The sequence below is a fragment of the Amycolatopsis sp. NPDC088138 genome (assembly GCF_044741685.1).
Taxonomy (GTDB): Bacteria; Actinomycetota; Actinomycetes; order Mycobacteriales; family Pseudonocardiaceae; genus Amycolatopsis.
Genome location: NZ_JBIUTB010000001.1, coordinates 931779 through 958315, shown reverse-complemented (window position 1 = coordinate 958315; position 26537 = coordinate 931779). Strand labels below are relative to the sequence as shown.

The 26537-nt window shown below is 72.7% G+C and carries 27 protein-coding genes; 9 read left to right on the top strand and 18 right to left on the bottom strand.

The features are described from left to right. Positions 1-266: 266 nt before the first annotated feature. Entirely contained in the window at positions 267-800 is a 534-nt protein-coding gene (locus ACIOD2_RS04420) for a TetR/AcrR family transcriptional regulator (RefSeq protein WP_400534288.1), read from the bottom strand. 77 nt (positions 801-877) lie between these two features. Here ACIOD2_RS04420 and ACIOD2_RS04415 point away from each other — a divergent pair, with 77 nt between their 5' ends. After that, positions 878-2089: an FAD-dependent monooxygenase gene (locus tag ACIOD2_RS04415; protein ID WP_400534285.1), complete on the top strand. Its 1212-nt coding sequence runs from the start codon at positions 878-880 to the stop codon at positions 2087-2089. Here ACIOD2_RS04415 and ACIOD2_RS04410 read toward each other — a convergent pair. The 6 genes from ACIOD2_RS04410 to ACIOD2_RS04385 form a co-directional block, all read right to left on the bottom strand. After that, positions 2073-2333 (bottom strand): hypothetical protein, encoded by a 261-nt coding sequence (locus ACIOD2_RS04410; protein ID WP_400534283.1) that lies wholly within the window; start codon positions 2331-2333, stop codon positions 2073-2075. The two genes, ACIOD2_RS04415 and ACIOD2_RS04410, sit on opposite strands and share 17 nt — an antisense overlap. A 31-nt stretch (positions 2334-2364) precedes the next feature. Further along, entirely contained in the window at positions 2365-2961 is a 597-nt protein-coding gene (locus ACIOD2_RS04405) for a DinB family protein (protein WP_400534280.1), read from the bottom strand. 328 nt (positions 2962-3289) lie between these two features. After that, positions 3290-4384, bottom strand: a complete 1095-nt coding sequence (locus ACIOD2_RS04400) for an SWIM zinc finger family protein (RefSeq protein ID WP_400534277.1) — start codon at positions 4382-4384, stop codon at positions 3290-3292. Then, the gene (locus ACIOD2_RS04395; protein ID WP_400535400.1) at positions 4381-6897 is read right to left on the bottom strand and encodes a DEAD/DEAH box helicase; all 2517 of its coding nucleotides are present in this window, start codon (positions 6895-6897) and stop codon (positions 4381-4383) included. The genes ACIOD2_RS04400 and ACIOD2_RS04395 overlap by 4 nt, the downstream gene beginning before the upstream one ends. 44 nt (positions 6898-6941) lie before the next feature. Continuing rightward, on the bottom strand, positions 6942-7724 hold the full coding sequence (locus ACIOD2_RS04390; RefSeq protein WP_400534274.1) for an ABC transporter permease: 783 nt from the start codon (positions 7722-7724) through the stop codon (positions 6942-6944). Further along, complete coding sequence (locus tag ACIOD2_RS04385; RefSeq protein ID WP_400534271.1) at positions 7721-8647, bottom strand: ATP-binding cassette domain-containing protein; 927 nt, start codon at positions 8645-8647, stop codon at positions 7721-7723. The genes ACIOD2_RS04390 and ACIOD2_RS04385 overlap by 4 nt, the downstream gene beginning before the upstream one ends. Before the next feature lie 79 nt (positions 8648-8726). Between ACIOD2_RS04385 and ACIOD2_RS04380 the strand changes: the two genes are divergently transcribed. Then, complete coding sequence (locus tag ACIOD2_RS04380; protein ID WP_400534268.1) at positions 8727-9503, top strand: TetR/AcrR family transcriptional regulator C-terminal domain-containing protein; 777 nt, start codon at positions 8727-8729, stop codon at positions 9501-9503. Here the strand turns inward: ACIOD2_RS04380 and ACIOD2_RS04375 are convergent. Beyond that, on the bottom strand, positions 9486-10664 hold the full coding sequence (locus ACIOD2_RS04375; RefSeq protein WP_400534266.1) for a cytochrome P450: 1179 nt from the start codon (positions 10662-10664) through the stop codon (positions 9486-9488). The two genes, ACIOD2_RS04380 and ACIOD2_RS04375, sit on opposite strands and share 18 nt — an antisense overlap. An 86-nt stretch (positions 10665-10750) precedes the next feature. Between ACIOD2_RS04375 and ACIOD2_RS04370 the strand changes: the two genes are divergently transcribed. Genes ACIOD2_RS04370 through ACIOD2_RS04350 form a run of 5 tightly spaced genes read left to right on the top strand, consistent with a single transcriptional unit; the run spans position 10751 to position 14748 of the window. Next, complete coding sequence (locus ACIOD2_RS04370; protein WP_400534263.1) at positions 10751-11821, top strand: TetR/AcrR family transcriptional regulator; 1071 nt, start codon at positions 10751-10753, stop codon at positions 11819-11821. Positions 11822-11842: 21 nt separating this feature from the next. Then, entirely contained in the window at positions 11843-13132 is a 1290-nt protein-coding gene (locus ACIOD2_RS04365) for an RNA polymerase sigma factor (RefSeq protein ID WP_400534261.1), read from the top strand. After that, on the top strand, positions 13129-13926 hold the full coding sequence (locus tag ACIOD2_RS04360; RefSeq protein ID WP_400534258.1) for an alpha/beta fold hydrolase: 798 nt from the start codon (positions 13129-13131) through the stop codon (positions 13924-13926). The genes ACIOD2_RS04365 and ACIOD2_RS04360 overlap by 4 nt, the downstream gene beginning before the upstream one ends. A 1-nt stretch (position 13927) precedes the next feature. Next, on the top strand, positions 13928-14263 hold the full coding sequence (locus tag ACIOD2_RS04355) for a YciI family protein (RefSeq protein ID WP_392772402.1): 336 nt from the start codon (positions 13928-13930) through the stop codon (positions 14261-14263). Beyond that, the gene (locus tag ACIOD2_RS04350; RefSeq protein ID WP_400534254.1) at positions 14263-14748 is read left to right on the top strand and encodes an AraC family transcriptional regulator; all 486 of its coding nucleotides are present in this window, start codon (positions 14263-14265) and stop codon (positions 14746-14748) included. The genes ACIOD2_RS04355 and ACIOD2_RS04350 overlap by 1 nt, the downstream gene beginning before the upstream one ends. 14 nt (positions 14749-14762) lie before the next feature. Here ACIOD2_RS04350 and ACIOD2_RS04345 read toward each other — a convergent pair whose 3' ends face one another. Next, positions 14763-15215 (bottom strand): DUF1772 domain-containing protein, encoded by a 453-nt coding sequence (locus tag ACIOD2_RS04345; protein WP_400534251.1) that lies wholly within the window; start codon positions 15213-15215, stop codon positions 14763-14765. Positions 15216-15232: 17 nt separating this feature from the next. Next, positions 15233-16060, bottom strand: a complete 828-nt coding sequence (locus tag ACIOD2_RS04340; RefSeq protein ID WP_400534248.1) for an NmrA family transcriptional regulator — start codon at positions 16058-16060, stop codon at positions 15233-15235. Between the two features lie 82 nt (positions 16061-16142). Between ACIOD2_RS04340 and ACIOD2_RS04335 the strand changes: the two genes are divergently transcribed. Further along, positions 16143-17087, top strand: a complete 945-nt coding sequence (locus ACIOD2_RS04335; RefSeq protein ID WP_400534245.1) for an AraC family transcriptional regulator — start codon at positions 16143-16145, stop codon at positions 17085-17087. Here ACIOD2_RS04335 and ACIOD2_RS04330 read toward each other — a convergent pair. The 5 genes from ACIOD2_RS04330 to ACIOD2_RS04310 all read right to left on the bottom strand — a co-directional run bounded on the left by ACIOD2_RS04330 (position 17047) and on the right by ACIOD2_RS04310 (position 20464). Next, positions 17047-17481 carry a YybH family protein gene (locus tag ACIOD2_RS04330; RefSeq protein ID WP_400534242.1) on the bottom strand — a complete coding sequence of 145 codons (435 nt, stop codon included), beginning with the start codon at positions 17479-17481 and terminating at the stop codon, positions 17047-17049. The two genes, ACIOD2_RS04335 and ACIOD2_RS04330, sit on opposite strands and share 41 nt — an antisense overlap. Beyond that, positions 17478-17906 (bottom strand): SRPBCC family protein, encoded by a 429-nt coding sequence (locus ACIOD2_RS04325; RefSeq protein ID WP_400534239.1) that lies wholly within the window; start codon positions 17904-17906, stop codon positions 17478-17480. Before ACIOD2_RS04325 ends, ACIOD2_RS04330 begins: the two co-directional genes overlap by 4 nt. Beyond that, entirely contained in the window at positions 17903-18250 is a 348-nt protein-coding gene (locus tag ACIOD2_RS04320) for an ArsR/SmtB family transcription factor (RefSeq protein WP_400534236.1), read from the bottom strand. The genes ACIOD2_RS04325 and ACIOD2_RS04320 overlap by 4 nt, the downstream gene beginning before the upstream one ends. A 24-nt stretch (positions 18251-18274) precedes the next feature. Continuing rightward, positions 18275-19351: a hypothetical protein gene (locus ACIOD2_RS04315; RefSeq protein WP_400534233.1), complete on the bottom strand. Its 1077-nt coding sequence runs from the start codon at positions 19349-19351 to the stop codon at positions 18275-18277. A gap of 204 nt (positions 19352-19555) precedes the next feature. Further along, on the bottom strand, positions 19556-20464 hold the full coding sequence (locus ACIOD2_RS04310; RefSeq protein ID WP_400534230.1) for an SAM-dependent methyltransferase: 909 nt from the start codon (positions 20462-20464) through the stop codon (positions 19556-19558). 86 nt (positions 20465-20550) lie between these two features. Here ACIOD2_RS04310 and ACIOD2_RS04305 point away from each other — a divergent pair, with 86 nt between their 5' ends. After that, a complete protein-coding gene (locus ACIOD2_RS04305) occupies positions 20551-23259 on the top strand; it encodes a P-loop NTPase fold protein (protein ID WP_400534227.1) in 2709 nt (902 codons plus the stop codon). Here ACIOD2_RS04305 and ACIOD2_RS04300 read toward each other — a convergent pair. Genes ACIOD2_RS04300 through ACIOD2_RS04290 form a run of 3 tightly spaced genes read right to left on the bottom strand, consistent with a single transcriptional unit; the run spans position 23174 to position 26534 of the window. Beyond that, on the bottom strand, positions 23174-23875 hold the full coding sequence (locus ACIOD2_RS04300; protein ID WP_400534224.1) for a 3,4-dihydroxy-2-butanone-4-phosphate synthase: 702 nt from the start codon (positions 23873-23875) through the stop codon (positions 23174-23176). The two genes, ACIOD2_RS04305 and ACIOD2_RS04300, sit on opposite strands and share 86 nt — an antisense overlap. 24 nt (positions 23876-23899) lie before the next feature. Continuing rightward, positions 23900-25672, bottom strand: a complete 1773-nt coding sequence (locus tag ACIOD2_RS04295; protein WP_400534221.1) for a gamma-glutamyltransferase family protein — start codon at positions 25670-25672, stop codon at positions 23900-23902. Between the two features lies 1 nt (position 25673). Next, positions 25674-26534 carry a PhzF family phenazine biosynthesis protein gene (locus ACIOD2_RS04290; RefSeq protein ID WP_400534218.1) on the bottom strand — a complete coding sequence of 287 codons (861 nt, stop codon included), beginning with the start codon at positions 26532-26534 and terminating at the stop codon, positions 25674-25676. Between the last annotated feature and the right edge of the window lie 3 nt (positions 26535-26537).

The following is a 26537-nucleotide window of genomic DNA, read 5'->3' as shown; positions in this document are numbered from 1 at the left end:
ATCTTCCGGCTGGCGGCGGGCGCTCGTTGACGGCGGCTCGACGTGGAACCCTCGGCGGGCGAGCACCCGGCAAAGTGCGCCCTGTCTTCTGACTGCAGGCAGGGTGCTCGTTGACGGGCGGCCTGCCATGCGCTCCGCATGGAACCCTGGCGGGTGCGCCGCAGCGTCTTTCGGCTGACGACAGGGGCTAGTTGTCCACGGCCCGCCATGCGCCGCTCGTGCGGAACCGCCGGCGGGGTTTCGGCGGGTGAGCGCGCCGCGGTGCGCTAGTGGCCGAGGGCGTCGAGGGCCGCCGCGGTCGCCGCGGCCCTCAGTTCGTCGACGGGGGCGTCGGGGAACTGCATGCAGACGTCCTGCAGGCCGCCGAGGGCGAGGATCGCGCGGGCGGCCTGCTCGAGCGTGGGTTCGGGGCCGGAGATCAGCTCGGTGAGCCGGGTGCGCCAGGAGAGGGCCTTGTCGATGAGCCCGAGGTCGGCCAGGGTCGGCGTCTCGGTGAGCAGCATGATGACGTCTTCGCGGTGCCGGTAGTTGAAGTCGAAGAAGCCCTCGATCAGCTCCCGGACGGGTGCGTCGCCGCGGGCCTCCTGCTCGACCAGGAACTTCTCGCCGTCGTCGAGCAGCGGCTGGACGATGCTGCGCACCAGGTCTTCGCGCGACTGGAAGTGGTAGTAGAGCGCGGGCTTGGTGATGCCGAGGCGGTCGGCGATGTCCTGGAGGCTGGTGCGCTGGACGCCCTGCTGTGTGAACAGGTCGCGTGCGGTGGCCAGGATGCGCTGCTTGGTGTCGGAGGGTTTCGGCACCGTCACAGCATAACTGACTTAACGATAGGTAAGGACTCGTGGTACAACTTACCTACCGTTAAGTCAGGGAGGTACTCATGCGGATACTCGTCCAGGGCGCCAGCATCGCGGGTCCGGTGCTGGCTTACTGGCTCACCAAGTACGGCTTCGACGTCACCGTCGTCGAGCGCGCGCCGGCGCTGCGCAAGACCGGCGGCCACGCCGTCGACCTCTTCCGCCCGGCCATGGACATCACCGAACGGATGGGCGTGCTGCCGCAGGTCGAGGCGCTCGCCACCGGTACCACCCGGATGACGCTGCACCGGGAAGGCACCCGGCGGCCGACGCGGGTCGACCTGTCGAAGATCTTCCAGGCCACCTCGGACCGGCACGTCGAGATCATGCGCGACGACCTCAGCGAGATCTACTACGAAGCCGGCCGCGACGACGTCGAGTACCTGTTCGGCGACTCGATCACGGCCGTCTCCCCCGACGGTTCGGTGACCTTCGAGCACGCCGCGCCGCGGAAGTTCGACGTCGTCGTCGGGGCCGACGGGCTGCACTCGAACGTCCGCCGCCTGACCTTCGGCGAGGAAGCCGGGCAGACCCGGTTCATCGGCGCCTACCTCGCGGTCCTGTCCCTGCCCGACACCCTCGGCCTCGACGGCCGGACCGTCGCCCACCTCGGTGCCGGGCGCACCGCGGCGATCTACAGCGCCCGGCACATGGACGACGCCCGCGCGGTGTTCCTCTTCCGCCGCGACGAGCCGCTCGACTACCACCACCGCGACACCTTCCGGCAGAAGCAGCTGCTCCGGGAAGCGTTCTCCGGGATGCATCCGCAGGTCGACGGCTGGCTGGCCGAGCTGGACGGCGAGCGCACCTTCTACTTCGACTCGATCACGCAGCTGCAGCGCGACACCTGGTCGAAGGACCGCGTCACCCTGGTCGGCGACGCCGGGTACTGCCCGGGCCCGGCCGTCGGCGGCAGCACCAGCCTCGCGGTCCTCGGCGCGTACGTCCTCGCCGGAGAACTGGCGGCGGCGGGCGGCGACCACTCCCGCGCGTTCGCCGCCTACGAACAGGAGATGGGTGATCTGGTGCGGAAGAGCCGCGCCTTCGCGCTGGGTGCGGCCCGGAGCCTGATCCCGGGTTCCCGCGCCGGAGTCTGGGCGTTGGCGCGCGGCGGGCAGCTGATCTCGGCGCTGCCTGCGGGGGTGACCCGGGCGATCGCGAAGCTCAACACCGGCGGCGTGCGGATGCACGACTCGATGCCGGTCAAGGACTACGCGGTCACGCCGGTGGGCTAGGGGCAGGTTGCCGCGGCGCGTACCGGGCCTGGGCGCGCTGCAGCTTCCGCAGGTCGTAGAAGTACCCGGCCCAGAAGGAGTCCGGCTTCGCGAGCCGGATCGCGCCGAACCACCAGCACGGGTGGAACAGGAGCCCGAGCAGGACCAAACCGTACTTGCCCTTGAACACGGTGATCACGGCCGGGACCGCGAACACCAGCACCAGGACGAGCACCAGGACGATCGTTCCGGACCGGTCCCCCATGGATCCTCCTCGGTTCGTGGTGCCACGAACCCTATGAAGATCCCCCGGGGACCGGTCCCGCTTCCCGATGCCGGTCGGCGGCCTGCTGGACGCGGTCCAGGTGCCGGGTCCACCAGCCTGCGTCCCCGGCGGAGTCGTGGTCGCCGCCCGGGCGGCCGTCGATCAGCTCCCGGAGGATGTCCGCGTGCCCGGCGTGGTGCGCGGTCTCGTCGACGACGCGCACCAGCAGCGAGCCGAACGTCGTCTGCCGGCGCTCCTCCGGCCACCACTCGACCGAGGCCGGCGCGTCCAGGGGAAGCTCGGCGATCGATTCGTCGGAGTGCTGCCACGCCCGGCGGTAGAGGGTGACCAGTTCCGCACGGGTCTGCTCGGCCGTGGCCCACATGTCCGCGCTGTCCCAGACCGACTCGTCCTCGACCCACGGCAGCGTCACGGGCGCCGGCCTGCCGACGCAGTCGCCGAGGTACCCGAACTCGATCCCGGCGAGGTGCTTGACCAGGCCCAGCAGGTTGGTCGCCGTCGGCGTCATCGGGCGGCGGACGTCGTACTCGCTCAACCCGTCGAGCGTCGCGAGCAGGCTTTCCCGCGACGCCTGGAGGTAGCGGTGCAGATCGGCGGAGAGGTCCATGCCGCGCACGCTAGCGCCGGGCACCGACAAAAGGACCGGGCGGGGGGGGGGGGGGGGGGGGGGGGGGCGGCCGCCCCCCCCCCCCCCCGGGGGGCCCCCCCCCCCCCCCCCGGCCGGCGCGGGGCGCGCCCCGGCTTCCCCGCGCGGCGGGTGGGTCGCGTGGCATAGGGGCGGTGTGGCCCAGCCCGCGCCCGCTCGCCCGGGGCCCCCACAAACGCCCGGGGGGGGCCCCGGGGCGGGCCCCCGGGCCCCCGCACCCCCAGTGGCCCGGCGGAACCCGCCGTCACGGGACAGGAGACAGCGAGGTCCGCGCTGGATACCGGGAATTTCAGCCCAGCAGCAGACCCGGGTCGGTCTCGGGAGCTCCGGCCGGCCACCACACGCCGTCTTCGAGCCGGTACGGGTGCCATCGGCCCTGGTGGTCCAGGCGCAGCTGCGTCTCGCCGAGCGTGCAGTGGTTGCGTTCGAACACCGGCTCGACGTCGGCGAGGGCGGCCCGCGCGGCCGCCACCACCGGCTTCGGCGGTGTCCACGTCGTGTCGAGGACGTCGAGCCCGGCGCGGCCACCGTGCGACCACGCCGCGACCGCCCGGTCGAACTCCAGGCCGTCGCCCAGCGGCGCGGACGGGAACCGCGCGGCCAACCGGACCGTGTCCTGCCGGCGGCCCGGCCACGGATCCCCGGCCAGCACCGAGCCGGCCTGCGCCGAAGCGTTGGCCACCAGCAGCGCGAACGCCTCGGCGGGCACCCCCGGCGCGGCCGGGATCGACGGCGCGCCGGACGGCCGGAACTCCGCCAGGTCGGGCAGCTCCCCCGGCGTCCGGTCGACGTCGGCGGAGAAGTCCGGCGGTGGCGCGGTCCGGCTCTCCAGCTCCTCCCGGATCTCGCGCTCGCCCCGGCCGCGCATCAGCAGCAGCACGAACGGGTCCGCGTCCAGCAGCCACGACGCCTGGAACGACAGCGCCGCGGCGTGCTTGCACGGCAGCTCCCAGCCCGGGCAGTCGCACTCCGGGTCCAGGTCGCCGATCACCGGCAGCAGGTGGACGCCGGCGTCGTCGGCCGCCGCCACCAGGTCCGGTGGCATGTCCCGGTCCAGCAGCGCCGCCAGGTGCCCGGCTCGCGAGGCGACCCGGTCGAGGAACCGCACCCAGTCCTCTTCGGACAGTTCCGCCAGCGTGAGCTGGGTGCGGTACGGGCCACCGTCCACGTCATCGACCACTGCCGCGATCCGGCCCGGGCTCACCGTGATCGGCCCGACCAGCCCGGCCGCGGCGTACCGGCGGCCCTGCTTGAGCTGCCGCAGGTCCAGCGCGGTGTCCTCCATCGCGCTCACCCACGCCCGGCCCCACCACGACGTCGCGAACCGCCCGCGCGTCCCGGTCGCCCCGAACGCGGGGAAGCCCCGCACACGGTCGTCGCTCATCCGCGGCTCCTCAGCTCGACGAGCTCCGCGAGCTCGGTGTCGGACAGTTCGGTCAGCGCCGCCTCGCCCCCGGCCAGCACCGCGTCGGCCAGAGCCCGCTTCTCCCGCAGCATCGCCGCGATCCGGTCCTCGATCGTGCCTTCGGCGACGAGCCGGTGCACCTGCACCGGGCGGGTCTGCCCGATCCGGTACGCCCGGTCGGTCGCCTGGTCTTCGACGGCCGGGTTCCACCAGCGGTCGAAGTGCACGACGTGGTCGGCGCGCGTCAGGTTCAGCCCGGTACCCGCCGCCTTGAGCGACAGCAGGAACACCGGCACCGCGCCGTCCTGGAACCGCTGCACCAGCTCTTCCCGGCGCGGGACCGGCGTGCCACCGTGCAGCAGCTGCGTGCCGATCCCACGCTCGGCCAAGTGCCGCTCCAGCAACCGGGCCATCGCGACGTACTGGGTGAACACCAGCACCGCGCCACCCTCGGCGAGGATCGTGTCCAGCAGCTCGTCGAGCAGCTCCAGCTTCCCGGACCGGCCGCCCGGCTCCTTGAGGTACTGGGCCGGGTGGTTGCAGATCTGCTTCAACGCGGTCAGCAGCTTCACGATCCGGCCGCGCCGCGCCATCCCGTCGCTCGCGGCGATGTCGGCCATCATCTCCCGCACCACCGCCTCGTACAGCGCCACCTGCTCCGGGCTGAGCGCCACCGGCCGGTCCGTCTCGGTCTTGGCCGGCAGCTCCGGCGCGATGCCCGGGTCGGACTTGCGCCGCCGCAGCAGGAACGGCCGCAGCAGCCGGGCCAGCCGTTCCGCCGTCGCCGGGTCACCCGCCTCGATCGGCTTCGCCCAGCGCGCCCGGAACTCGGTCAGCGACCCCAGCAGCCCCGGGGTCGTCCAGTCGAGGATCGCCCACAGCTCCGAGAGCGTGTTCTCCACCGGCGTGCCGGTCAGCGCCACCCGCGCCGACGCCGGCACCAGCCGCAACGCCTTCGCCGTGCTGGAGCGGTGGTTCTTGACGTGCTGGGCCTCGTCGGCGACCAGCAGCCCCCACCGGACGTCGGCCAGCGGCGCGGGATCGGTGCGCAGCGTGCCGTAGGTCGTCAGGACGAACCCGTCGACGTTATCGAGGGACCGGGCTGAGCCGTGGAACCGCCGGACCGGCACACCGGGGGCGAACCGCCGGATCTCGCGTTCCCAGTTGCCCAGCAGGGAAGCCGGGCACACCACCAAGGTCGGCCCGGCCGCCCGGTGCAGGTGCAGCGCGATGAGCGTGACGGTCTTGCCGAGCCCCATGTCGTCGGCGAGACACCCGCCGAGCCCCAGCTCCGTGACCGTCGCCAGCCACTGCAGCCCCCGCAGCTGGTAGTCCCGCAGCGACGCGGCCAGCCCGGACGGCGGCACCTGCGGTTCCGGCGGCGCGGACAGCCGTTCCCGCAGGTCGGCCAGCCAGCCCTCGGTGACGACCTCGACGGGTTCGCCGTCGACCTCGGTGGTGCCGGTCAGCACGGCGCCGAGCGCGTCCACCGGGGTCAGCGGCTTGAGCGTCCGCTCGCGGGCCTTCGCCGCGAGCGCCGGGTCGACGAGCACCCAGCGGTCCCGCAGCCGCACCACCGGACGCCGTGCCTCGGCGAGCGCGTCCAGCTCCGCCTCGGTCAGCACCTCGCCGCCGAGGGCGAGCTGCCAGTCGAACGCCAGCGCCCGGCCGCCGCCGAAGAACGACGGCAGGTCACCCGGGGTGTCCCCGGCGACGACCACCGCACGGGCGCTCAGTGAACCGGCCAGCTCGGCGGGCCAGTGCACGTCGATCCCGGTCGCCGTCAGCCGTGGGGCGGCGGCGGTGACCAGCTCGGTCAGGTCGTCGCCGGCGAGCGCCAGCTCGTCCGGGACGGCCGAGGTGAGCAGCGGGCTCAGCGCCGGCCACACCTGCGCGCCCCGCCGCAACGCCAGCACGACGTCGATGCGGGCGCGCGGGCCGAACCGGCCGGTCTCCCACAGCTCCGCGGCGTCCGCGACCTGCCCGGGGTCGGCGAGGCTGCGGACCTGGACGACGGCCCGGTAGCGGACGGCGTCGAACCCGTCGGGTGCCTCGACCCGCAGCGACACGCGGATGCCGGAGTCGAGGCCCGCGGCCAGTTCGTCCGCCCAGTCGCGGACGGCGTCGGCCCGCTGGGGCGCGACCGCGGCGAACAACTTCGTCCCGGCCGCCTTCGCCGCGGCGGGAGTGCGGGGCAGGGTGTCGGCGACGGCGTCGAGGAACGCCCGCAGCAGCGGACCCGGCGCCCGGTCGTCCACCGGCATCGCGGCAGCGAGGTCCCGCAGCCACGCGGCTTCCGCCGGTTCGAGCGGTCCGACGCGCCAGGCGTCGTGCCCGGCGTCGGTGACGCCCGGCAGCAGCCGTCCCGCGGCGACCAGCCGCAGTGCGGCCTTCGCCGCCGTCGCCCAGAACACCACGGACGGTTCGACGTCCGCGGTGGTGAGCAGTTCGCGTAGACCGTCCGTTATGGACAGTGGTCGTGAGTCGAGCAGGATGTGCCCGGCCCGAGGGGGTTCCCCGGGCAGGAAATCGGCGTTCAGTTCCCCAGCCTCCCGTATCGGCGCACGGACAACGGCACGAACACCGCGAGCAGGACCAGCGGCCAGAGCACCGCCAGCAGCACCGGGTGCGTGCTCACCCAGGACGTCCCCGCCGCGCCCGGGTTGCCGAACAGCACCCGCGCGGCCGTCACCGTCGAGGACAACGGGTTCCACTCGGCCACGGTTCCCAGCCACGCCGGCATGGTCGCCGTCGCGACGAACGCGCTGGAGAGGAACCCGAACGGGAACTCGAGTGTCTGGGCGAGCGTCACCATCGACGGGTCCGTGGTCAGCAGGCCCAGGTAGATCCCGGCCCACACCAGCGCCACCCGCAGCAGGAGCAGCAGCGCGAACGCGGCGAGCGTCTCGCCGAAGCTGCCGTGCGGGCGCCAGCCGACCGCGAAGCCGCAGCCCAGCAGCACGGCCAGCGCGAGCACGGCGTTGACCAGGTCCGCGGCCACCCGGCCGGTGAGCACCGCCGACGGCGCCATCGGCAGCGACCGGAAGCGGTCGGTGACGCCCTTGGTGGCGTCGTCGAGCACCGCGATCATCGTCCCCGACAGCCCGAACGCCATGGTCATGCCGAACATCCCCGGCATCAGGAACTCGCGGTAGGAGCCACCGCCCGGCACGGTCATCCCGCCGCCGAGCAGGTAGGCGAAGATCAGCACCATCAGGATCGGGAACGCCACCACCGTGGCCAGCCGGGCCGGGCGCCGCGCCAGGTGCGCGAGGTAGCGCCGGGTCAGCGTCCAGCCGTCCGTGATCGCCCAGTTCACCGCGCCACCCCCGTCAGCTGCAGGAAGACCTCGTCGAGTGTCGGGTGCCGCAGGGCCACATCGGCGAACGTCAGCTCGGTCGCCGCCAGCTCGCGCACGACGTCGGTCAGCATCGACGGCTCGGCCGGCGCGCTCACCCGCAGTTCTTCGGTGACCGGCTCGGTTCCGGTGACGCGAGCGAGCAGCGCCGTCGCCGCGCCCACGACGTCCGGATCGGTCAGGACCAGCTCGATGCGGGTCGCGCCGAGCGAACCCTTCAGCTCGGCCGGGGTGCCTTCGGCGACGACGCGGCCGTGCTCGACCAGCGAGATCCGGTCGGCCAGCCGATCGGCCTCCTCCAGGTACTGGGTGGTGAGCAGGACGGTCGTGCCGTCGGCGACCAGGGACCGCACCGCCTTCCAGACCTCGGTGCGGCTGCGCGGATCGAGCCCGGTCGTCGGCTCGTCGAGGAACAGCACCCGCGGCGCCGCGAGCAGCGACGCGGCCAGATCCAGCCGTCGCCGCATCCCGCCGGAGTAGGCGGAGACCGGCTTCGCACCGGTGTCCGCCAGGTCGAAGCGGTCCAGGAGGTCGTCGGCGCGGCGGGTGGCCTCGCGGCGGCCGAGGTGGTGCAAGCGGCCGAACAGCACCAGGTTCTGGCGTCCGGAGAGCAGTTCGTCGACCGCGGCCTGCTGGCCGACCAGCCCGATCGCCGAGCGGACCTGCGCCGGTTCGGTGGCGACGTCGAACCCGGCCACGCGCGCGACGCCGCCGTCGTGACGCAGGAGCGTGCTCAGTATGCGGACGGCGGTGGTCTTGCCCGCGCCGTTGGGTCCCAGCAGGCCGTGCAGCGTGCCGGCCGGGACCGACAGATCGAACCCGTCGAGGGCGTACGCGTCGCCGTAGCGCTTGCGAAGTCCCTCGGCCTGGATCTGCAGAGTCATCTTCCCCCTTAACTCTGTACTGTGTACGAAGAAGAGGTTAGCACAACTCTGTACAACGTACGAGGAACCGGTGGGCAGAATGAGCGGCGTGAGCACCGAGGACGACGGCGGCACCGGCCCGCGACGGGTGATCGAGCTGCTCTGGGGCGTCTCCGGGCCCCCGCGACGCGGCCCGAAACCCAAGCTGACCACGGCCGACGTCGTCCGGGCCGGCATCACCCTCGCCGACGCCGACAGCCTCGACGCGGTGACCATCCGCCACGTCGCCGAGCACCTCGGCGTCTCCCCCATGTCGCTCTACACCTACGTCCCCGGCCGGGACGAGCTGCTCGAGCTGATGATCGACCACGTCCGCGGCGAGCTGCCGGTCCCCGAACCCGGCCTCGGCTGGCGTGCGGCGCTGACCGCCATCGCCGAAGCGGCCTGGGCGCACTTCCACCGGCACCCGTGGCTACTGGAGGCCGCCACCACCCGCTCGGTCCTGGGCCCGCACACCTTCACCAAGTACGAGCACGAACTGCGCGCGATCGACGGCATCGGCCTCGACGACGTCGAGATGGACTCCGTGATCACCATCGTCAACGGCCTCGTCCGCGCCACCGCGCGCACCTCCGTCGACGCCGCCCGCCTGGTCCGCGCCAGCGGCCTGACCGACCTGCAGTGGTGGGAGCGCGCCGCGCCGGTGCTGGCCGGCATCCCGGCCGCCGACGCGGCGAACTTCCCCCTCGCTTCCCGGGTCGGCCAGGCCGCGGGCGAGACGCACAACGCCGCGTCCGACGCCGCGCACAGCTTCCGCTTCGGTCTCGCCCGCGTCCTCGACGGCATCGAGGCCCTGGTGTCAGAGCGTCAGCGGTAGCGCCGACGGCCGCCAGGTCCCGCCGTCCGGTGTGCGCTGAACGTCGTCGACGGCCAGCGCGAGGTCAGGGAAGCGGCCGAACAGCGACGACAGCGCCACCTCCGTCTGCACTCGCGCGATCGACGCGCCCAGGCAGAAGTGCGGCCCGTGCGAGAACCCCAGCTGCGCCGGCCCGGACCGGGTGATATCGAGCCGGTCGGCGCCGTCGAACACCCGCGGGTCACGGTCGGCGGCCACCATCGCCGCGGTCACCCGCTCACCTTCCCGGATCAGCGTGCCGTCGATCTCGACGTCCTCACGCGCGAACCTCGGCGTGGTCAGCAACTGCGGGCTGCACCACCGCATCAGCTCCTCCACCGCACCCGGCCACAACGCCGGATCGGCGCGCAGCAGGGCGAGCTGGTCCGGGTGGGTGAGCAGGGCTTCGACGGCGTTGGCGATGAGGTTCACCGGCGTCTGCCCGGCCAGCACCAGGTGCCAGACCAGGGTGACCAGCTCGGTGTCGGTGAGCCGGTCACCGTCCTGCGCCTGAGCACGCACCAGGTCGCCGATGAGGTCGTCACCCGGCTCGGCCCGGCTGCGCGCGACGACGTCCTTCGCACCCTCGATGATCACCGGGATCGCCGCGGCGAAGTCCTGGCCGACCCCGCCGGCGACGGCGGCGCCGTACTCCCGCCAGCGCGGCCGTTCCGCGGCGGGAATGCCGACCAGTTCGCAGATGACGTCCATCGGCAGCGGCCGGGCGAAATGCGGGATCAGGTCGACGACACCGTCCTCGGCGTGCGAAGGAAGCTCGTCGAGCAGCCGCCCGGTGATGGCTGCCAGCCGCGGGCGGAACTGCGCGGCGCGCTTCGGCGTGAAGGCGGGCGCCACCAGGCGCCGTAGCCGAAGGTGCTCGGCGCCGTCCTGCTCGGCCATCGTCCGCATGTACTCGAGGCAGTGCTCGGGGATGCCCGGCGGGCGCAGGAAGCTCTCCGGCTTTACCTCGAACCGCGGGTCGGCCAGCATCGCGCGGGCCTCGGTGTAGCGGGTCAGCGCCCAGAACGGGCCGAAGCCGGGGATCACCAGCTGGGCCACCGCGCTCGCCTCGCGGGCCTGGTCGTAGGCGGTGAACGGGTCGGTGAGCACCTTGATGTCGGTCAGGTAGATCTCGGGGATCATCAGGAACTCCACATGTTCAGATCAGATGTTCATATCATCTGGATGGTCACGGTATCTTGATCGGCAACACCGGGGCAAGGAGGACGATGGCCGGACTCAGCAGGGCGGCAACCCAGGAACGCAACCGCGCGAAGGTGCTCGCCGCGGCCCGCGACGAGTTCGCCCGGCGCGGCTTCCGCGACACCAAGATCGACGTCATCGCCGAACGCGCCGAGCTCACCCGCGGCGCGGTCTACTCCAACTTCCCCGGCAAACGCGCGCTCTACTTCGCCGTCCTGGCCGAGCTCGCCGAACACGCACCCCGGCCCGCCACCCCGGCGTCACACCCCAGCGCGCCGGACGCCCTCGCCGCGTTCGCCCGCGCCTGGGTCGCCCGCCTCCCCCTGGCCACCGACAGCGACAGCGAAGAAGCCCGGCTCACCCGCGAGCTGCTGCCGGAAATCCTCGCCGACGAGCACACCCGCCGGCCGTTCGCGCAGCTCATGCGGATCGACGCGATCCTGCTCGGTCTCGCCCTCGAACGCCTCCGGCCCGGGCGGCGCCTGGTGCGCGTCGCCGAAGCCGCCCTGACCACGCTGCACGGCGCGAGCCAGCTCGCCGCCGCCGCGCCCGGCTTCGGCGAGCCGTTCCACATCGTCACCGCGTGCGCCCGGCTGCTGGAGCTGGACCTCGGTGACGACTGGCCGGACACCCCGCCGATCACGTCCCAGGCCCGGGCCGCCGACGAGCCGTGGAACCCGCCCGGCGCGCTCGACCTGCTCACCGGCGACACCGTGCGTCCCGGCGACGGCGTCGTCACGGTCCTCGGGCTGCACCGCGCCGCCGCCTTCGAGGAGGCCGTCCGCGCCGGGGCCGACGTCACCGTCGCGCTCGTCACCAGCGATCCCGGCGAGCTCGCCCCGCTGGCCCGGCTCGCCGTCGCCGACCTGCGCGTCTGCCTCGACCAGGCGTTCCCGGCGCCGCGGGAACCGCGCTTGCGGATCGTCTCCGACGCCGGGGGCGCGCTGGCCGCGGCCGCCGGGGTCACCGCCGTCAGCGACGCCACCGAAACCGCCGTCCGCGTCGAAGGCGGCCGGATCGTCGCGCGCGCCGAGGGGTTCGGCGCCTGCCACGCCGTAGCTGTCGAATCGGGGCCGGGCCGTTCGTCGGGACGGTGACAGCAACCGGGAGGAGTGGTGGTGGACGTCGAGAACGCGGTCGCCGAGGCGTTCCGTGAGGAGTGGGGCCAGGTCGTGGCCACGCTCATCCGGATCACCGGCGACTGGGACCTCGCCGAGGAGTGCGCCCAGGAGGCCTTCGCGCTCGCCCTGCGCACCTGGCCCCGCGACGGCGTCCCGAAGCGGCCCGGCGCGTGGCTCACCACCACCGCGCGCAACCGCGCCACCGACCGGCTCCGGCGCGAAACCCTCGGCGCCGCCAAGCTCCGGGAGGCCGGCCTGATGCACGTCCCCGAGATACCCGAAGGCCCTGACCACGACGACAGCGGTGTTCCCGACGACCGGCTGCGGCTGATCTTCACCTGCTGCCACCCGGCGCTGGCCACCGAAGCCCAGGTCGCGCTCGCCCTGCGCACGCTGGCCAGGCTCAGCACCGCCGAGATCGCGCGGGCGTTCCTCGTCCCGGAAGCGACCATGTCGCAGCGGCTGGTGCGGGTGAAACGCAAGATCCGCAACGCGCGCATCCCGTACCGCGTCCCGCCCGCGCACCTGCTGCCCGAACGCACCGCCGCCGTGCTCGGCGTGCTGTACCTGACGTTCAACGAGGGCTACTCCGCCAGCGCCGGACCCGACCTGCTGCGACCCGACCTCGCCGCGGAAGCCGTCCGGCTCGGCCGCGTCCTGGCCCGGCTGATGCCCGATGAACCCGAGGTCCTCGGCCTGCTCGCCCTGATGCTGCTGCAGCACACCCGCCGCGCGACCCGCGTCGGCCCCGGCGGCGTGCTCGTCCCGCTGGAGGAACAGGACCGCACGCGCTGGGACGCCACCCTGATCGCCGAGGGCACGCAGCTGCTCGAGACGGCGTTGCGGCGACGCCACCCCGGGCCGTACCAGATCCAGGCGGCCATCGCGGCCTGTCACGCCACCGCCGTCACGCCCGCCGACACCGACTGGGCCCAGGTCGCCGGGCTCTACCGCGAGCTGCGCAAGTTCGTCCCCAGCGCGGTCGTCGAGCTCAACCGGGCCGTCGCCGTCGGCATGGCCGACGGGCCGCTGGCCGGGCTCGCGCTCCTCGACGAGCTGGCCGGCCCGCTCGAGGGTTACCACCTGCTCCCGGCCACCCGCGCCGACTTCCTCCGCAGGCTGGGCCGCCACGCCGAAGCCGCCCAGTGGTACGCGACGGCCCGCGAGCTGGCCACGACCGCTGCCGAGCGCAGCTACCTCACCCGAAGAATTTCCGAAGCGGTGTCTGTTCCGGCCGATCCCATCCGTCGGGTAGGCGAACCCCGACCCCCGGAGGAACCGCCATGACCACCCTCGCCGTCCCCGGCGCCCGCATCACCTACGACGTCACCGGCAGCGGCCCCGTCCTGCTGCTGATCCCCGGCGGCGCCGCCGACTCGACGATGTTCGCCGCGATCGGACCGCTGCTGGCCGAGGACCACACCGTCGTCACGTACGACCCCCGCGGCATCTCCCGCAGCCCCCTCGACGGCGAACCCGGCGGCGACACCCTCCGCGAGCACGCCGACGACGTCCACCGGCTGCTCGCCGAGATCGGCGACGGCCCCGCCGACGTCTTCGCCAACAGCGGCGGCGCCATCACCATGCTCGAGTACGTCGTGCACCACCACGGCCAGGTCCGCACCGTCGTCCTGCACGAACCGCCGGTCACGCGTCACCTCGGTCCCGCGGTGCTCGACAGCCCGGACATCCCCGCGATCTACCGCGAGCACGGCGTCGGCGCGGCCATCGCCGCGTTCTCGGAGATGGGCGGGTTCGACATCAGCCCGCCCGCCGACCCCACGCCCGGGGAACTGGCCCAGATGAAGGTGATGGAAGGCAACTTCGCCTACTTCTTCGGCCACCTCATGGCCGCCATCGGCGCCTACGACCCCGACCTCGACGCCCTGCGCGCGGTGCGCACCCGGCTGGTCGTCGGCGTCGGCGGGAAAGCCGCCGGCCTGCCCGCTCACGAGGCGGGATTGGGCCTCGCCGCCGACCTCGGCCTGACCGCCGAACCGTTCCCGGGTGACCACGGCGGGTTCCTCGCCGAGCCCGCCGCCTTCGCCGCGCGCCTGCGCGAAGTCCTGAAAGAGAGCTGACGTGCAGTACCTGCTCATGATCTGCGGCGACGAGACCGCCGAAGAACACCAGTACGACGGCTGCGACGGCTGGGGTGAGGACCTCGAACGCCGCGGCAAGATCCGCGGTGGGGGCGGCCTGCGCCCGCCGTCGGAAGCCACCACCATCCGCGTCCGCGACGGCGAAGTGCTGCTCACCGACGGGCCGTTCACCGAGGCCAAGGAACAGGTCGGCGGGTACGTCGTCCTCGACTGCGACGACCTCGACGAAGCCCTCGAGATCGCGGCCAAGCACCCGGCGGCCACCTACGGCAGTATCGAGGTCCGCCCGATCCGGCCACCCGAGGAGTTCGCCTGATGCCGTCCATCGTGGACCGGCCCGCCCAGCGGTACGTCGCCGAGCGCGCCACCCTCAGGATCCCGGAGTTCCCCCGGATCGCCGACCGGCTGCCGCCGCTGATCGGCACGCTGGCCGCCCAGGGGATCACCCTGGCCGGGACGCCGTTCTTCCGCTACCGCGTCATCCACCCGGGGATGCGCTTCACGGTCGAGGCCGGCGTCCCGATCGAGGGTGACTTCACCCCGGCGGAACCGGCGTTCAGCGACGAGCTGCCCGCCGGGAAGTACGTCCTCGACACCTACGTCGGCGCTCCGGACGGCCTGGCCGCCGCGACGCAGTCGGTGCTGACCTGGGGCTCCGAGCAGGGCGTCACGTGGGACCGCACCGAGGGACCCGACGGCGAGGAGTGGGGCTGCCGTCTGGAAGTCCTGCGCACCAACCCCCTGGAGGTTCCCGACCCGGCGCAGTGGGTCACCGACCTGCTCTTCCGCCTCGCGGATTGACGTCGTCGCGGTGCTCACCCACGGCGGGTGAGCACCGCAGCGACCAGGCAGCCGAAGCCCGCCGTGCTCGCGACGGTGCGCAGCACGTTCCAGCGCACCCACGACGTCTCGAACTGCGCCCGCAGGGCCGCGTAGTCGGTCCCGCCGCTCTCCAGCGCGTTGTTGAGCGGGATGTTCAGCGCCCCGGTGATCACCAGCATCGCCGCCAGGCACACGAACCCCGCGATCACCCACGGCCGCGGCCCCGGGTCGAGGAAGATCGCCACCCCCGCCAGCACCGGCGCCCCCAGGAACGTCAGCATGAAGACCGGGTTGACGATCGCGACGTTGATCCCGCGCATCGCCTCGACAAACGTCTTGTCGTCACCCCGCGCCAGCCCCGGCATCACCGAGCACGAGTAGGCGTAGAACAGCCCGGCGATCAACCCGGCCGCGATCACCGCGGCCACCAGCACCACCGTCGACATCGGTGTCACCTTCCCCTTCACCGGGCCCAGACCCCGGTCGCGGCCGCGTCCCGCGCGAACTCGGCGAAATCCGTCGCCGGACGGCCCAGCACCCGTTCGACGTCGTGCGTCACCGACTCGTTGCGCCCGTCGAGCACCCGGGTGAACAGCTCGGTCAGCGCGCCGACCTCGTCCGCCGGGACGCCGTACTCGACGGCCGCGGCGGCGTAGTCCTCCGCGGAAACCGGAACATAGCGGACATCCCGCCCCGACGCGGCCGAAATATCGGCGGCGGCGTCGGCGAAGCTCAGCAGCCGCGGCCCGGTCAGCTCGTACAGCTCACCGGTGTGCCCGGGCTCGGTCAGCACCTTCACCGCCACCTCGGCGATGTCACGGACGTCGAGGAACGGCTCGGTCACCGCCCCCGCGGGCAGGGCGATCTCGCCGCCGCGGACCGCGTCGAGCAGGAAGTGCTCACTGAAGTTCTGGGCGAACCAGCTGCAGCGCAGGACCGTCGAGCCGGTGCCGGCGTCGGCGACGATCCGTTCGCACGCCTCGGCTTCCTCCTCGCCGCGGCCGGAAAGCAGCACCAGGTGCCGCACGCCTTCGGCGACGGCCAGCTCGGTGAACGCGCGGATGTCGTCGGCCGCGCCGGGCACGACCAGGTCGGGGTAGTAGGTGAGGTACACCGCGTCGACGCCCTTGAGCACCGGCGCCCAGGTGTCACGGTCGGCCCATTCGAACGGTGGCGCGCCCCGCCGCGAGGTGATCCGCACCGGCAGGTCGCGCTCCCGCAGCCGGTCCGCCACCCGGCGGCCGGTCTTGCCGGTGCCGCCCACCACCAGGAATTTCGTTTCGTTCGTCATGACACAGAGTCAACCGGCCCACGGTGAGACTCTCCATAGTTCAGAGACTCGATAGCATGTTTCATCGTCTACACTCGGGCGCATGGATCCGCTCGCCGCTCTGCTCGACGGCCCCCGCGCGCACGGCGCGTTCCTGCTGCGGTCGGTGCTGACCCCGCCGTGGTCGCTGCGGATCGAGGATCAGGCGCCGCTGACCGTCGTCTCGGTGGTGCGCGGCGAAGCGTGGATCGTGCCCGATACCGGCGAAGCCGTCCTGCTGCGCGAAGGTGACGTCGCGATCGCCCGCGGCCCGGACCCGTACCTCGTCGCCGACCACCCCGGGACGCCGCCGCAGGCGATCATCCTGCCCGGGCAGGAATGCCGGACGCCCGACGGCGGGCACCTCACCGACTACGCCGACCTCGGCGTCCGGACCTGGGGTCACGGCACCGACGGCCCGGTCGTGCTGCTGACCGGCACCTACGGCATGGAAGGTGAACTCAGCAAGCGGCTTCTGGCGGCCCTGCCGGTGCTGATCGTGCTGCGCGCCACCGACTGGCCGACCCCGCTGGTCGGCCTGCTCGCCGGGGAGATCGGCAAGGACGTCCCCGGTCAGGAAGCCGTCCTCGACCGGCTGCTGGACCTGCTGCTCATCGCGGCGCTGCGGACCTGGTTCGACCGGCCCGACACGAGCGCGCCGGCCTGGTACCGCGCCCACGACGACCCGATCGTCGGCCAGGCGCTGCGGTTGCTGCAGCACCAGCCCGCCGAGCCGTGGACGGTCGCCAAGCTCGCCGCCAACACGGGCGTTTCGCGTGCGGCACTGGCCCGCCGGTTCGCCACGACGGTCGGCGAGACGCCGATGGCCTACCTGGCCGGCTGGCGGCTCGCACTCGCCGCGGATTTCCTGCGCCAGCAACGGGACGCGACGATCGGCGCGGTCGCCCACCAGGTCGGGTACGGCAGCGCGTTCGCCCTCAGCACGGCCTTCAAGCGCGAGTTCGGCGTCAGCCCGCAGCAGTACCGGACCCGGGCCGCAGCCGGGTGAGCGCTTCGCCGGTGGCGCCGTCGAACGGGACCGAGCTGTGCTCGTGGACGATCTTCCAGCCGTCGTCGCCGCGGCGGAGACCGGCGGTCGAGCGCACCCACATCGCCACGTCGGTTCCGTCGAGCATCGTGCCGCTGACGTGGAACAGGTAGGACGCAAAGGCAACGTCGCCGTCGGCGACCACCTCCAGGTCCCGGATGTCCAGCTCGATCGCCGACCGGTAGGCGCCGAACCACTCCCGCAGCCGGGTCCGTTCCGCTTCCCGGCCCGCGTCGCGCAACGGGCCGACCGCGTCGAACAGGGTGACGTCCTCGGCGTAGCAGGCGAGAAGCGCGTCCAAGTCCTTCGCCGCTACGGCCGCGACGCGGGCTTCGATCAGCGCCGCGGGGGTCATTTCAGCTCCTCGCCGAGCTTGTCCAGCCAGTCGCCGGTGCCCTGCTCACGCCAGGCGGGTTCCTCGGCGCCGTCGAGGAAGGTTCCCTGTTCGGTGAGGACCAGGCGGGTGCCGGCACCGTCGGGGACCAGCTCGACGGTGGTCGTCGAGACGGTCGCGAGGGTGTCGCCGCCGGTCAGCGTGGTGGAGTAGACGATCCGCTCGCCGGGCACGATGTCGTGATACGTCGAGGTCGCCGCCAGCTTGGTGCCGTTCGGCGCGGTTCCGGTGGTCACCTCGCGGCCGCCGGCGCGGAAGTCCAGCTCGTGGGTTTCCCCGCCGTACCAGCGGGCCTTGGCCGCGGGGTCCGCCCAGGCGTCGAACACCCGCGACGGTGTGGCGGTGTAGGTGCGTTCCAGGGTGAACGTGGCGTGCGTGACGGTCATGTCGTGCTCCCTTCGGAGGTTCCGGGCTCGCCGAGGACGTCGCCGAGCCGGTCGAGCCTGCCTTCCCACGCGGTGCGCTGGTGCCCGAGCCAGTGCTCGCCGGTGCGCAGCGCCTCGGGCTCGATCCGGCAGGTGCGCACCCGGCCGACCTTCTCCGAGCGCACGATCCCGGCCGTTTCGAGCACCTGCAGGTGCTGCACGACGGCGGCGAGCGACATGGTCAGCGGCGCGGCCAGCTCACTGACCGACGCCGGACCGCGCACGAGCCGCTCCACCAGGGCCCGCCGGGTGCGGTCCCCCAGGGCGCGGAACACCAGGTCCAGCGCCTCGTCATGGTTAAGCATGTACTTAAGTTAGGCTCGCTCGGCTCATTGGTCAAGTAACTGCTTAAGTGTTGCCGGGACGTCTTCGCCCTTCAAGGCTGCGCGTACCTGGCTCATCCGGTGCTCGGCGGCGTCGGCCCGGGCAGTACAGGTGCGCAGCTCGGCACCCAGGTTCGTGGTGGTCTCGTGCATGGATCGGACCGTCTGCTCGTGGGACGCCTGCAGCTCGGCGAGCCGCTGGTCGAAGCCGGCCCGGAGACGTCCAGCCTCAGCCTGCGCACGGTCCGCGGCCTCCTGATGGGCCTTCGCAGCCTCTTCGCGCGCCTTCGCGTGCTCCTCGCGCGCGGCGTCGAGCTTCTGTGAGACGGCTTCTGCTCGGGTTTCGGCGGACTCGGCGCGGACGGTCGCGGCTTCCGCTCGGAGGTTCGCGGCCTGACCACGGCCGCGTTCTTCGTCGAGCGCGGTGCGGGTGGCCGTGAGTTCGGCGGTGAGGGTGGCGATCGTCGTGGCCCGCTCCCCGGCGAGGGTCGCGGCCGACTCGGCCCGTTCGGCGACCCGGGCGAGTTCGTCTCGGACGGCGGCCAGCTGACCTTCGGCACGCTGCTGCTCCTGGACGGCGGCCTTCCGCACGGCGCGTTCCTGATCGCGCTCGTGGACCGCGGTCGTCTTCTCCTTCTCCGCCACACCCGCCCGCTGCACGGCTTCTTGGGCGATCTCGCGGGCCTGGGTGGCTTCGGCGTTGGCCCGGCCGCGCTGGAGACGGTGCTCGTCGGCCTCGGCCAGGGCGGCGTCCCGCTCGGCGAGGGCAGTGGTGGTGGTCGCCTCGAGCTGGTGGCGCAGGGTCGTCAGCGTCTCGACGAGCCCGCGTGCCGGTTCCAGCACCCGGTCTACCTGCCCTGCCAGCGCCGTGACGGCGGTGTCGTCGAGCGCGGTGTCGCTCTCTCGGAGGGACTCGGCGTCCGCCAGGACAGCTTCGGCGTCGCGGCAGGTGAGGTTCCGCCGTCCCCAGGTCTTCCCGTCCTGGCAGAACCGGGCGCGGCTCCCCCGGCCCACGGCGGGCGGCAGAGCCGCTCCGCAGCGGCGGTACTCGCAAACCCGGGCTTGACCAGCGTCTTCCGTCATGATCGAGAGCCTATCAAATCTTCTAATTAGAACTAGAACTATCTGTTCAAAATTAGAAGATAGATAATGACGTGCTTGAGTTTGGATAAGGTCACATATCCGAACTCAGATGGGCCGGGAGATCCGCAGGCGACTTGAGGGGCGCCAAGAGGCCCTCAAAAACTGGGTACCCCCTCCGGAAGGCTTCCGGAGGGGGTAGATCGCTTACTTGGTGAGAGATCCGCTGACGTAGAGCACGCCGCCCATGCGCAGGTCGTCGTCCTTCAGCGGGAGGCCATGGGCGGCCAGCAGCTCCCGGATGGTCCTCCCCTCCAGCGTCCAGCCGAGGCCGGTCAGGTAGGGAGCCGCCTCGTTGCGCTCGCCGTAGTAGCGCAGCTTCGCCATGTCGGCTTCGAAACCCTGCGCACGCCAGCGTTCGGCCGTGCGGTTCAGGCTCTCCTTCGTCGCTTCCTCGTCCCCCGGCTTCGGGTTGGGCCTGCTCTCGGTGGCCACCCGGCTGCCCGGCGCGCTGAGCTCGGTGATGGTGTCCAGCAGGCGGTCCTGCGCCTCCGGCGGCAGGTAGCCCAGCAGGCCTTCGGCACTCCACGCGGTCGGCCGGGCCGGGTCGAAGCCGGCGGTGCGCAACGCGGCGGGCCAGTCGTCACGCAGGTCGACCGCGGCCACCCGCCGCTCGGCGGTGGGCTCGGCGCCCAGCTCGGCCAGCGTGCGGGTCTTGAACTCGATGACCTGCGGCTGGTCGAGCTCGTACACCACGGTCCCGCTGGGCCACGCCAGCCGGTACGCGCGGGAATCCAGCCCCGAGGCCAGGATCACGGCCTGCGTGATGCCGGCGTTCGCCGCGTCGAGGAAGAAGTCGTCGTAGAACCTGGTCCGGACCTTGGCCACGTCGATCGCCGACTGCTCGACCAGGTCGCCGGGAGGCAGTTCCCCGCTGGCCAGCCGGGTCAGCAGGTCGACCCCGACCGCCCGCACGAGCGGCTCGGCGAACGGATCGTCGATGAGCGACCGATCCTCGCGGGTCGCGATCGCCCGGGCCGCGGCCGCCGCGGTGGCGGTCGTCCCGACGCTGGACGCCAAGTCCCAGGTGTCTCCGTCGTGCCTGGTGGAAGTCATGTGCTGCCCCCGTCTTTCGCCGTGCCTGCCCGTGCGCGAGGCGATCCTAGGACGCGGGCTCACCCCCCGTGGTATCAAGAGCGGCGATGTCCGAATCAGCGATGCCCTCGCCGACGCACCCCGGCGCCACGCCCCTGGAGGCGATTTCGGGCGTCCACTACGAGGTCGCGCTGACCGACCGGCCGTGGGAGCTGCCCGTCGAAGTGCTGGCCGCCTCGGTCGGCGGCAGTTTCGGCGGGGTCGCCGCGGCGCTGCTGAACGAGTTCCCCGGAGCGGCATGGGACTCGGTCCAGCTCGGCTCCATCACGCCGGACTCGCCCACTCTGGTCGACCTGGCCGCGCACACCGGCGAGCTCCCGCTGCGGCTGGCGGCTTTGGCCTCGCTCCACGACCCCGAAAGCAACAACGACCCGACCCCGGCCGCGATCACCACGGCCACCGCGGCGGTCATCACCGCCGCCGCGGAACGCGGCGCCACCTCCGTCGGGTTGCCGCTGTTCGGCACCGGGATGCTGAGCATCACCCCGCTCGTGTCCGCCGCCGCGATGATCAAGGGCGCACTCGCCACCCAGACCTCGGTCTTCCAGGTCTTCTTCTTCGCCCGGTCGCAGGAGCACGTGGACGCCATCCGCACCGCCTGGGAGAACCAGCGCCTGCGCCGGCCGGTGTTCTCTTCGGTCGAACTGGCCGGCGGGATGACCCGGGACCTGGTCGACCCCAACGAATCGATCCCGCTCGAGCGGGACCACCTCGGCGTCAAGCCCTACGTCTCGATGCTGGCCACCGTGATCGCGGCCCAGGACACGCCGCTGCCGCTGTCGATCGGGGTGTTCGGCGAATGGGGCTCCGGCAAGAGCTTCTTCATGGGCATGCTGCGCGGCCAGGTGAAAGCCCTCGAAGGAACACCCGGCCACTGCGGCAAGATCGCGCAGGTCGGCTTCAACGCCTGGCACTACGCCGACGCGAACCTCTGGGCCAGCCTCGGTGACGAGATCTTCCGCCAGCTCGCCGAGCCCGCCCGCCGAACCGGCGAGCCGGAGGCCGAACACCAGGCCCGGCTGCGGGAGGGCGCCCGGCTGCGTGACCAGCTCGCCGCGGCGCTCGAGCAACGTCAGCAGCTGACCGCGGTGACCGAACGCGCCGAAGCCGAGGCCGCCGAGCTCAAGCGCAAGATCGGCGACGCCGAGAAGGACCGCCGGGTCCGGGCGGGAGACCTGCTGCGCGCGCTGCGCCGGTCCTCGACGTTCCGCGCGCAGTACGACGGCCTGTGGCGTCAGCTCGGCGTCACCGACCCGGCCGAGCAGGGCCGGCTGCTGGCCGACGAGGTACGCGGCACCCTGGACGAAGCCGCCGAGCTGCGCCGGACGTCGATGCACCGGGCCGGCAAGGGCGCGATCGCCCTCGCCGCGCTCGTGCTGCTGGCGGGTGTGTGCGTCAGCGCGTTCGTCCCGCAGGTCAAGGAGGTGCTGGCGGGTGCCGTCGGGCTCTTCACCGCCCTGACCGGCGTCGGCCTGACGCTGCTGGGCTTCGCCCGCAGCGGGTTGCGGCGCCTGCGCACGCTGGCCGACGAGCTGCGGATCGGCGGGGACGGCGACGCCGGGCGGGAGCGTGTCGCGCTGCGCAAGGCGGAAGCCGACCAGCGGCTCGCCGAAGCACAGCTGGAGGAGGTCGTCGCCCGGACCGGTGAGCTGGGCCGGCAGCTGGCCGAGCTGACACCCGGACGCCGCCTCTACGCCTTCCTCGCCGAACGCTCCCGCGGTGAGGACTACCGCGGCAACCTCGGGCTGATCTCCACCATCCGCAAGGACTTCGAGAAGCTCGTCGCGCTGATGACGGCCCCGGTGGCGCCGGGCGACCCGGCGCGGCCGATGGACCGGATCGTGCTCTACATCGACGACCTCGACCGCTGCAGCCCGCAGCAGGTCGTCGACGTCCTGCAGGCGGTGCACCTGCTGCTCGCCTTCGACCTGTTCGTGGTGGTCGTCGGCGTGGATCCGCGCTGGCTGCTGCGTTCGCTCAGCACGCACTACGACCGGCTGATCGAAGCCGACGCCGGCACACGGCCCGACGGCTGGCACGTGACGCCGGAGGACTACCTCGAGAAGATCCTCAACATCCCCCTGGTGCTACCCCGGATGCCGAAGGGCAGCCTCAACCGGCTGCTGCTGAGCATGGTCGAGACCGCCCGGCCCGCGGAAAGCCGTGACGAGCCCGCGGACCGTCCGGAGACCCTCGTCGTCGAGTCTCCTACCGCCATCCCGGTCGAGCCGGGCTCGCAGGTGGCCGCTCAGCTCGATCCGACGGTACGGCCCGAGATCCCCCGGCCCCTCACCGCGCCGGAGATCGCACTCCTGTCCCGCCTGGACCGGCTGATCGACACCCCGTGCGACGCGAAGCGCCTGATCAACCTCTACCGGATGCTGCGTTCGACCCGCGATCTTTCGGACGCCTCGGCGTTCCTCGGTGGCGAGTACGAAGCGGTGGTGGTCCTGCTCGCGACGTTCACCGCCCACGGACGCCTGCTCGGCCGCTTCGCCGACGCGCTGCTCCGGCGGCCCGCGGAGGCGTCCTGGCCGGACTTCGTCGGGGACCTGCGGCCGTTCGAGGCCGAAGGCCACTGGGAGAGCCCGGCCGTCGGCGCGGTGCCCGCCGCCGAAGTGCCGCAGTGGGAACACCTGCACCACACCCTGGCGGAGCTGTCGGACGCGATCACCCTGCCGGACGTCGGCGTCTTCCAGGCCTGGGTGCCGCGGGTGCGGCGGTTCTCCTACGTCCTGTCCCCCGGGAACCGCTGACCGCGGCCAGCTGCGTCCGGAACCCGCGTAGCATCGCCAGGCTCACCGCCGGCAGCGCGCACTTCCCGCGCAGGGGGTCCAGCTCCCCCGGCCTGGCCAGCCGTGTCGGGTCGACCGGGCTGACGACGTGCGTGTACGCCGCCGCCGGGCCGCAGTGGGCCAGCTCCGCCAGGTCCACCGCCGCTTCGGCGAAACCCGCGTGGCCGGTGACGCCGTCCGGGTGGGTCGCGCGGGTCAGGACGTGGCCCGGCCGCTGGAAGTCCGCCGGTCCCGCTGACGGGTCGGCCAGGCGGGACAACGTCGTCGCGCGGTCGGCGGCCGAGATGCCCGTGGTGACGCCCTCGGCCGCGTCGACCGTCACGCAGTAGTCCGACGGCTGCTCGAACGCGCCCCACATCCGTGGCAGGCCCAGGTCGTCGCAGCGTCGCCGGGGTAACGCCGCGACGAGCAGGCCCGAGCCGTGCCGGACCAGGAACGCCACCGCCGCGGTGGAAACCTCCGCCAGGGGCAGGACGAACACCGCCTCACGTCCGTTGTGGACGATCGCGGGGCGGCCGCGGCCCAGCTCGTCGGTGACTTCGGCCAGCGCCTGCCGGCTCGGGAACAGTTCCAGCACGGATTGCACAGCGCACCTCCAAAATCAGCGGGCGACGGCGTAGGCCTGTTGCCCGCGCGGGCTCGCCGCGGCCAGGACGAGGTCGCCGTCGAACCCCGTCGCGCAGACCTTGCCCAGCGACTTGTCGGGCGCGAGCGCGACGTCATGACCGCGAGAACGCAGCTCCTCGACGACCTCGGGCGGGCAGCTGTTCTCGACGACCAGGCGGTTCGGGCGGGCCGAACGCGGCGCGAACGACGACGGAACCTGGTCGGTGTGGAACGCCCGCTGCTCCACGGCCGCCTGGGGCCGCAAGCCGCCGTCGACGTGGCTGACGAAGAAGTTCAGCGTCCACTGGTCCTGCTGGTCACCGCCCGGGGTGCCGAACGCCAGGTGCGGCCGTCCGTCTTTGGTCACCAGGGTCGGGCTCAGCGTGGTCCGCGGGCGCTTGCCCGGCGCGACCGTGTTCGGGTGCCCCTCGTCCAGCAGCGCCATCTGCCCGCGCGTGCCGAGCGGGAACCCGAGCCCGGGGATGACCGGGGAACTCTTCAGCCACCCGCCGCTCGGGGTCGCGACGACCATGTTGCCGTCTCGGTCCGACGCGCTGATGCAGCACGTGTCGCCCTTGGCCGCGGTCAGCTTGACGACCGCGGGGATCCCGTCCGCCAGCTGGGCGCGCCAATCCGGGTCCGGCGAACCGGGCAGCGGGGGTTCCGGGAACCAGCCGTCCAAGCCTGGGCGCAACGAACCGCACGCCCGCCGTCCGATCAGCTCACGACGCGCGGCGGCATACGCCGGATCCAGGAGATCTTTCAACGGGACGTCGGTGTGGGCCGGGTCGCCGTAGAAGGCCTCCCGGTCGGCGAAGGCGAGCTTCGCGCTCTCGACGACCGTGTGGAGGTGCTCGGCGCCGCCGTGGTCCATCGCGGCGAGGTCGAAGCCTTCGAGCAGGCCGAGTTGCTGGAGGAACACCGGGCCCTGCGACCACGGGCCGGCCTTGTGAACGGTGTGGCCGCGGTAGCCAGCGGAGACCGTCGGCTCGACCGTCGCCTGCCACGACGCCAGGTCGTGCCCGGTCAGCAGGCCGCCGTTGCGGCGGCCGGTGGAGTCCAGCGGCTCGGTCGTGGCGAGGTACCTGTCGATCGTCTCGGCGACGAACCCTTGGTAGAACACCTTGACGGCGGCGTCGATCCGGTTCTCGCGCCCACCCGCGGCGGCTTCGGCCTCGGCAACGATCCGCCGGTAGGTCGCGGCGAGCGGCTTGTTGCACAGCCGCGCCCCGGCCTTCGGCGGCTGGCCGCCGGGCAGGTAGACCTCGCCCGAACCGGTCCATTCCTGGCGGAACAGCGGCGCCAGGACGTCGATCATGTCCGCCGCCTTCGGCAGCAGCGGATACCCGTCCTCGGCGTAGGCGATGGCCGGGGCGAGCACCGTCGCGAGGTCCAGGCGGCCGCGGTCGCGCAGCAACCGCAGCCACGCGCCGAACGCGCCGGGAACGACCGCCGGCAGCAGCCCGGAGCCGGGGATCGCGTCGACCCCGCGGTCGCGGAACGCCTGCGGCGTGGCGGCTTCCGGCATCGGGCCCTGCCCGCAGATCACCTCGACCTCGCCGGTCGCGCCGTCGTGGACCAGGATCGGGACGTCGCCGCCCGGTCCGTTGAGGTGCGGTTCGACGACCTGGATGACGAACGCCGCGGCGACGGCGGCGTCGAAGGCGTTGCCGCCGAGGTCGAACATCGCGGTCCCGGCAGCGGAGCCCAGCCAGTGCGTGGAGGAGACGGCACCCCGGGTGCCGAGCAGTTCGGGTCGGTCGAGCACGTCAGCTTCCCTTCTCACGGTCCGGATCGGCCAGCTCGCCCGCACCGGCGGACAGCACGGCGCCGGAGACCGACGCCGACACCGGCCGGCCGTCGGTGACCTGGACCGAGCAGTGCAAAGTGGACGGACGGCCCTGCTCACGGCCCTGGCGCAGGGTGAAGTCGCCGCCCGGGAACCACCCCGCCTCGACGAGCCAGACGCCGAGGCCGAGTGCGGCCGAGGAACAGGCCGGGTCTTCGGGCATCCCGTAGCCGGGCGCGAACAGGCGGCCGTGGGCGGTGTTCGTCGCGGCGTCCCAGCTGAACACCAGGACGTCGGTGAGGTCGGTGTCGGCCATCCGCGCGAAGTCCGGTTTCGCAGCGGCGACGGCGTCGGCGCGCACCGGCAGGAAGTGGAACGCCGGGCCGAAGCCGCACGCGGCGGGCATGGCGCCGTCGACCGCGGAGGCGGGCAGGCCGACGGCGCCGAGCAGCACCCCGGCATCGAGCTTTTCGCTCTCCAGGGGGTCTTTCGCGGTGATCTTGCCCGCTTCGGCGGAGACGTCCAGGGGCAGCAGCTTCGGCCCGCACTCCTGCACGACCCGCCCGGCGGGCACCAGGCCCAGCCGCGCGAGCGTCACCGCGGTGCCGACGCTCGAATGCCCGCCGAACGGCGACTCCGCCTCGGGCGTGAACACCCGGACGCGGTAGTCCGCGCCGGTCCCGGTGGGCGGCAGCACGAACGCCGTCTCGGTCTGGTTGATCTCGCGGGCCAGCGCCTGCATGCCCGCGGTGCCGAGGTCACCGGCCCGCGGGACGACACCGAGCGCGCTGCCGGCGTAAACGTGGTCGGCGAACATGTTGACGATCTCGTACGCGGGCATGCT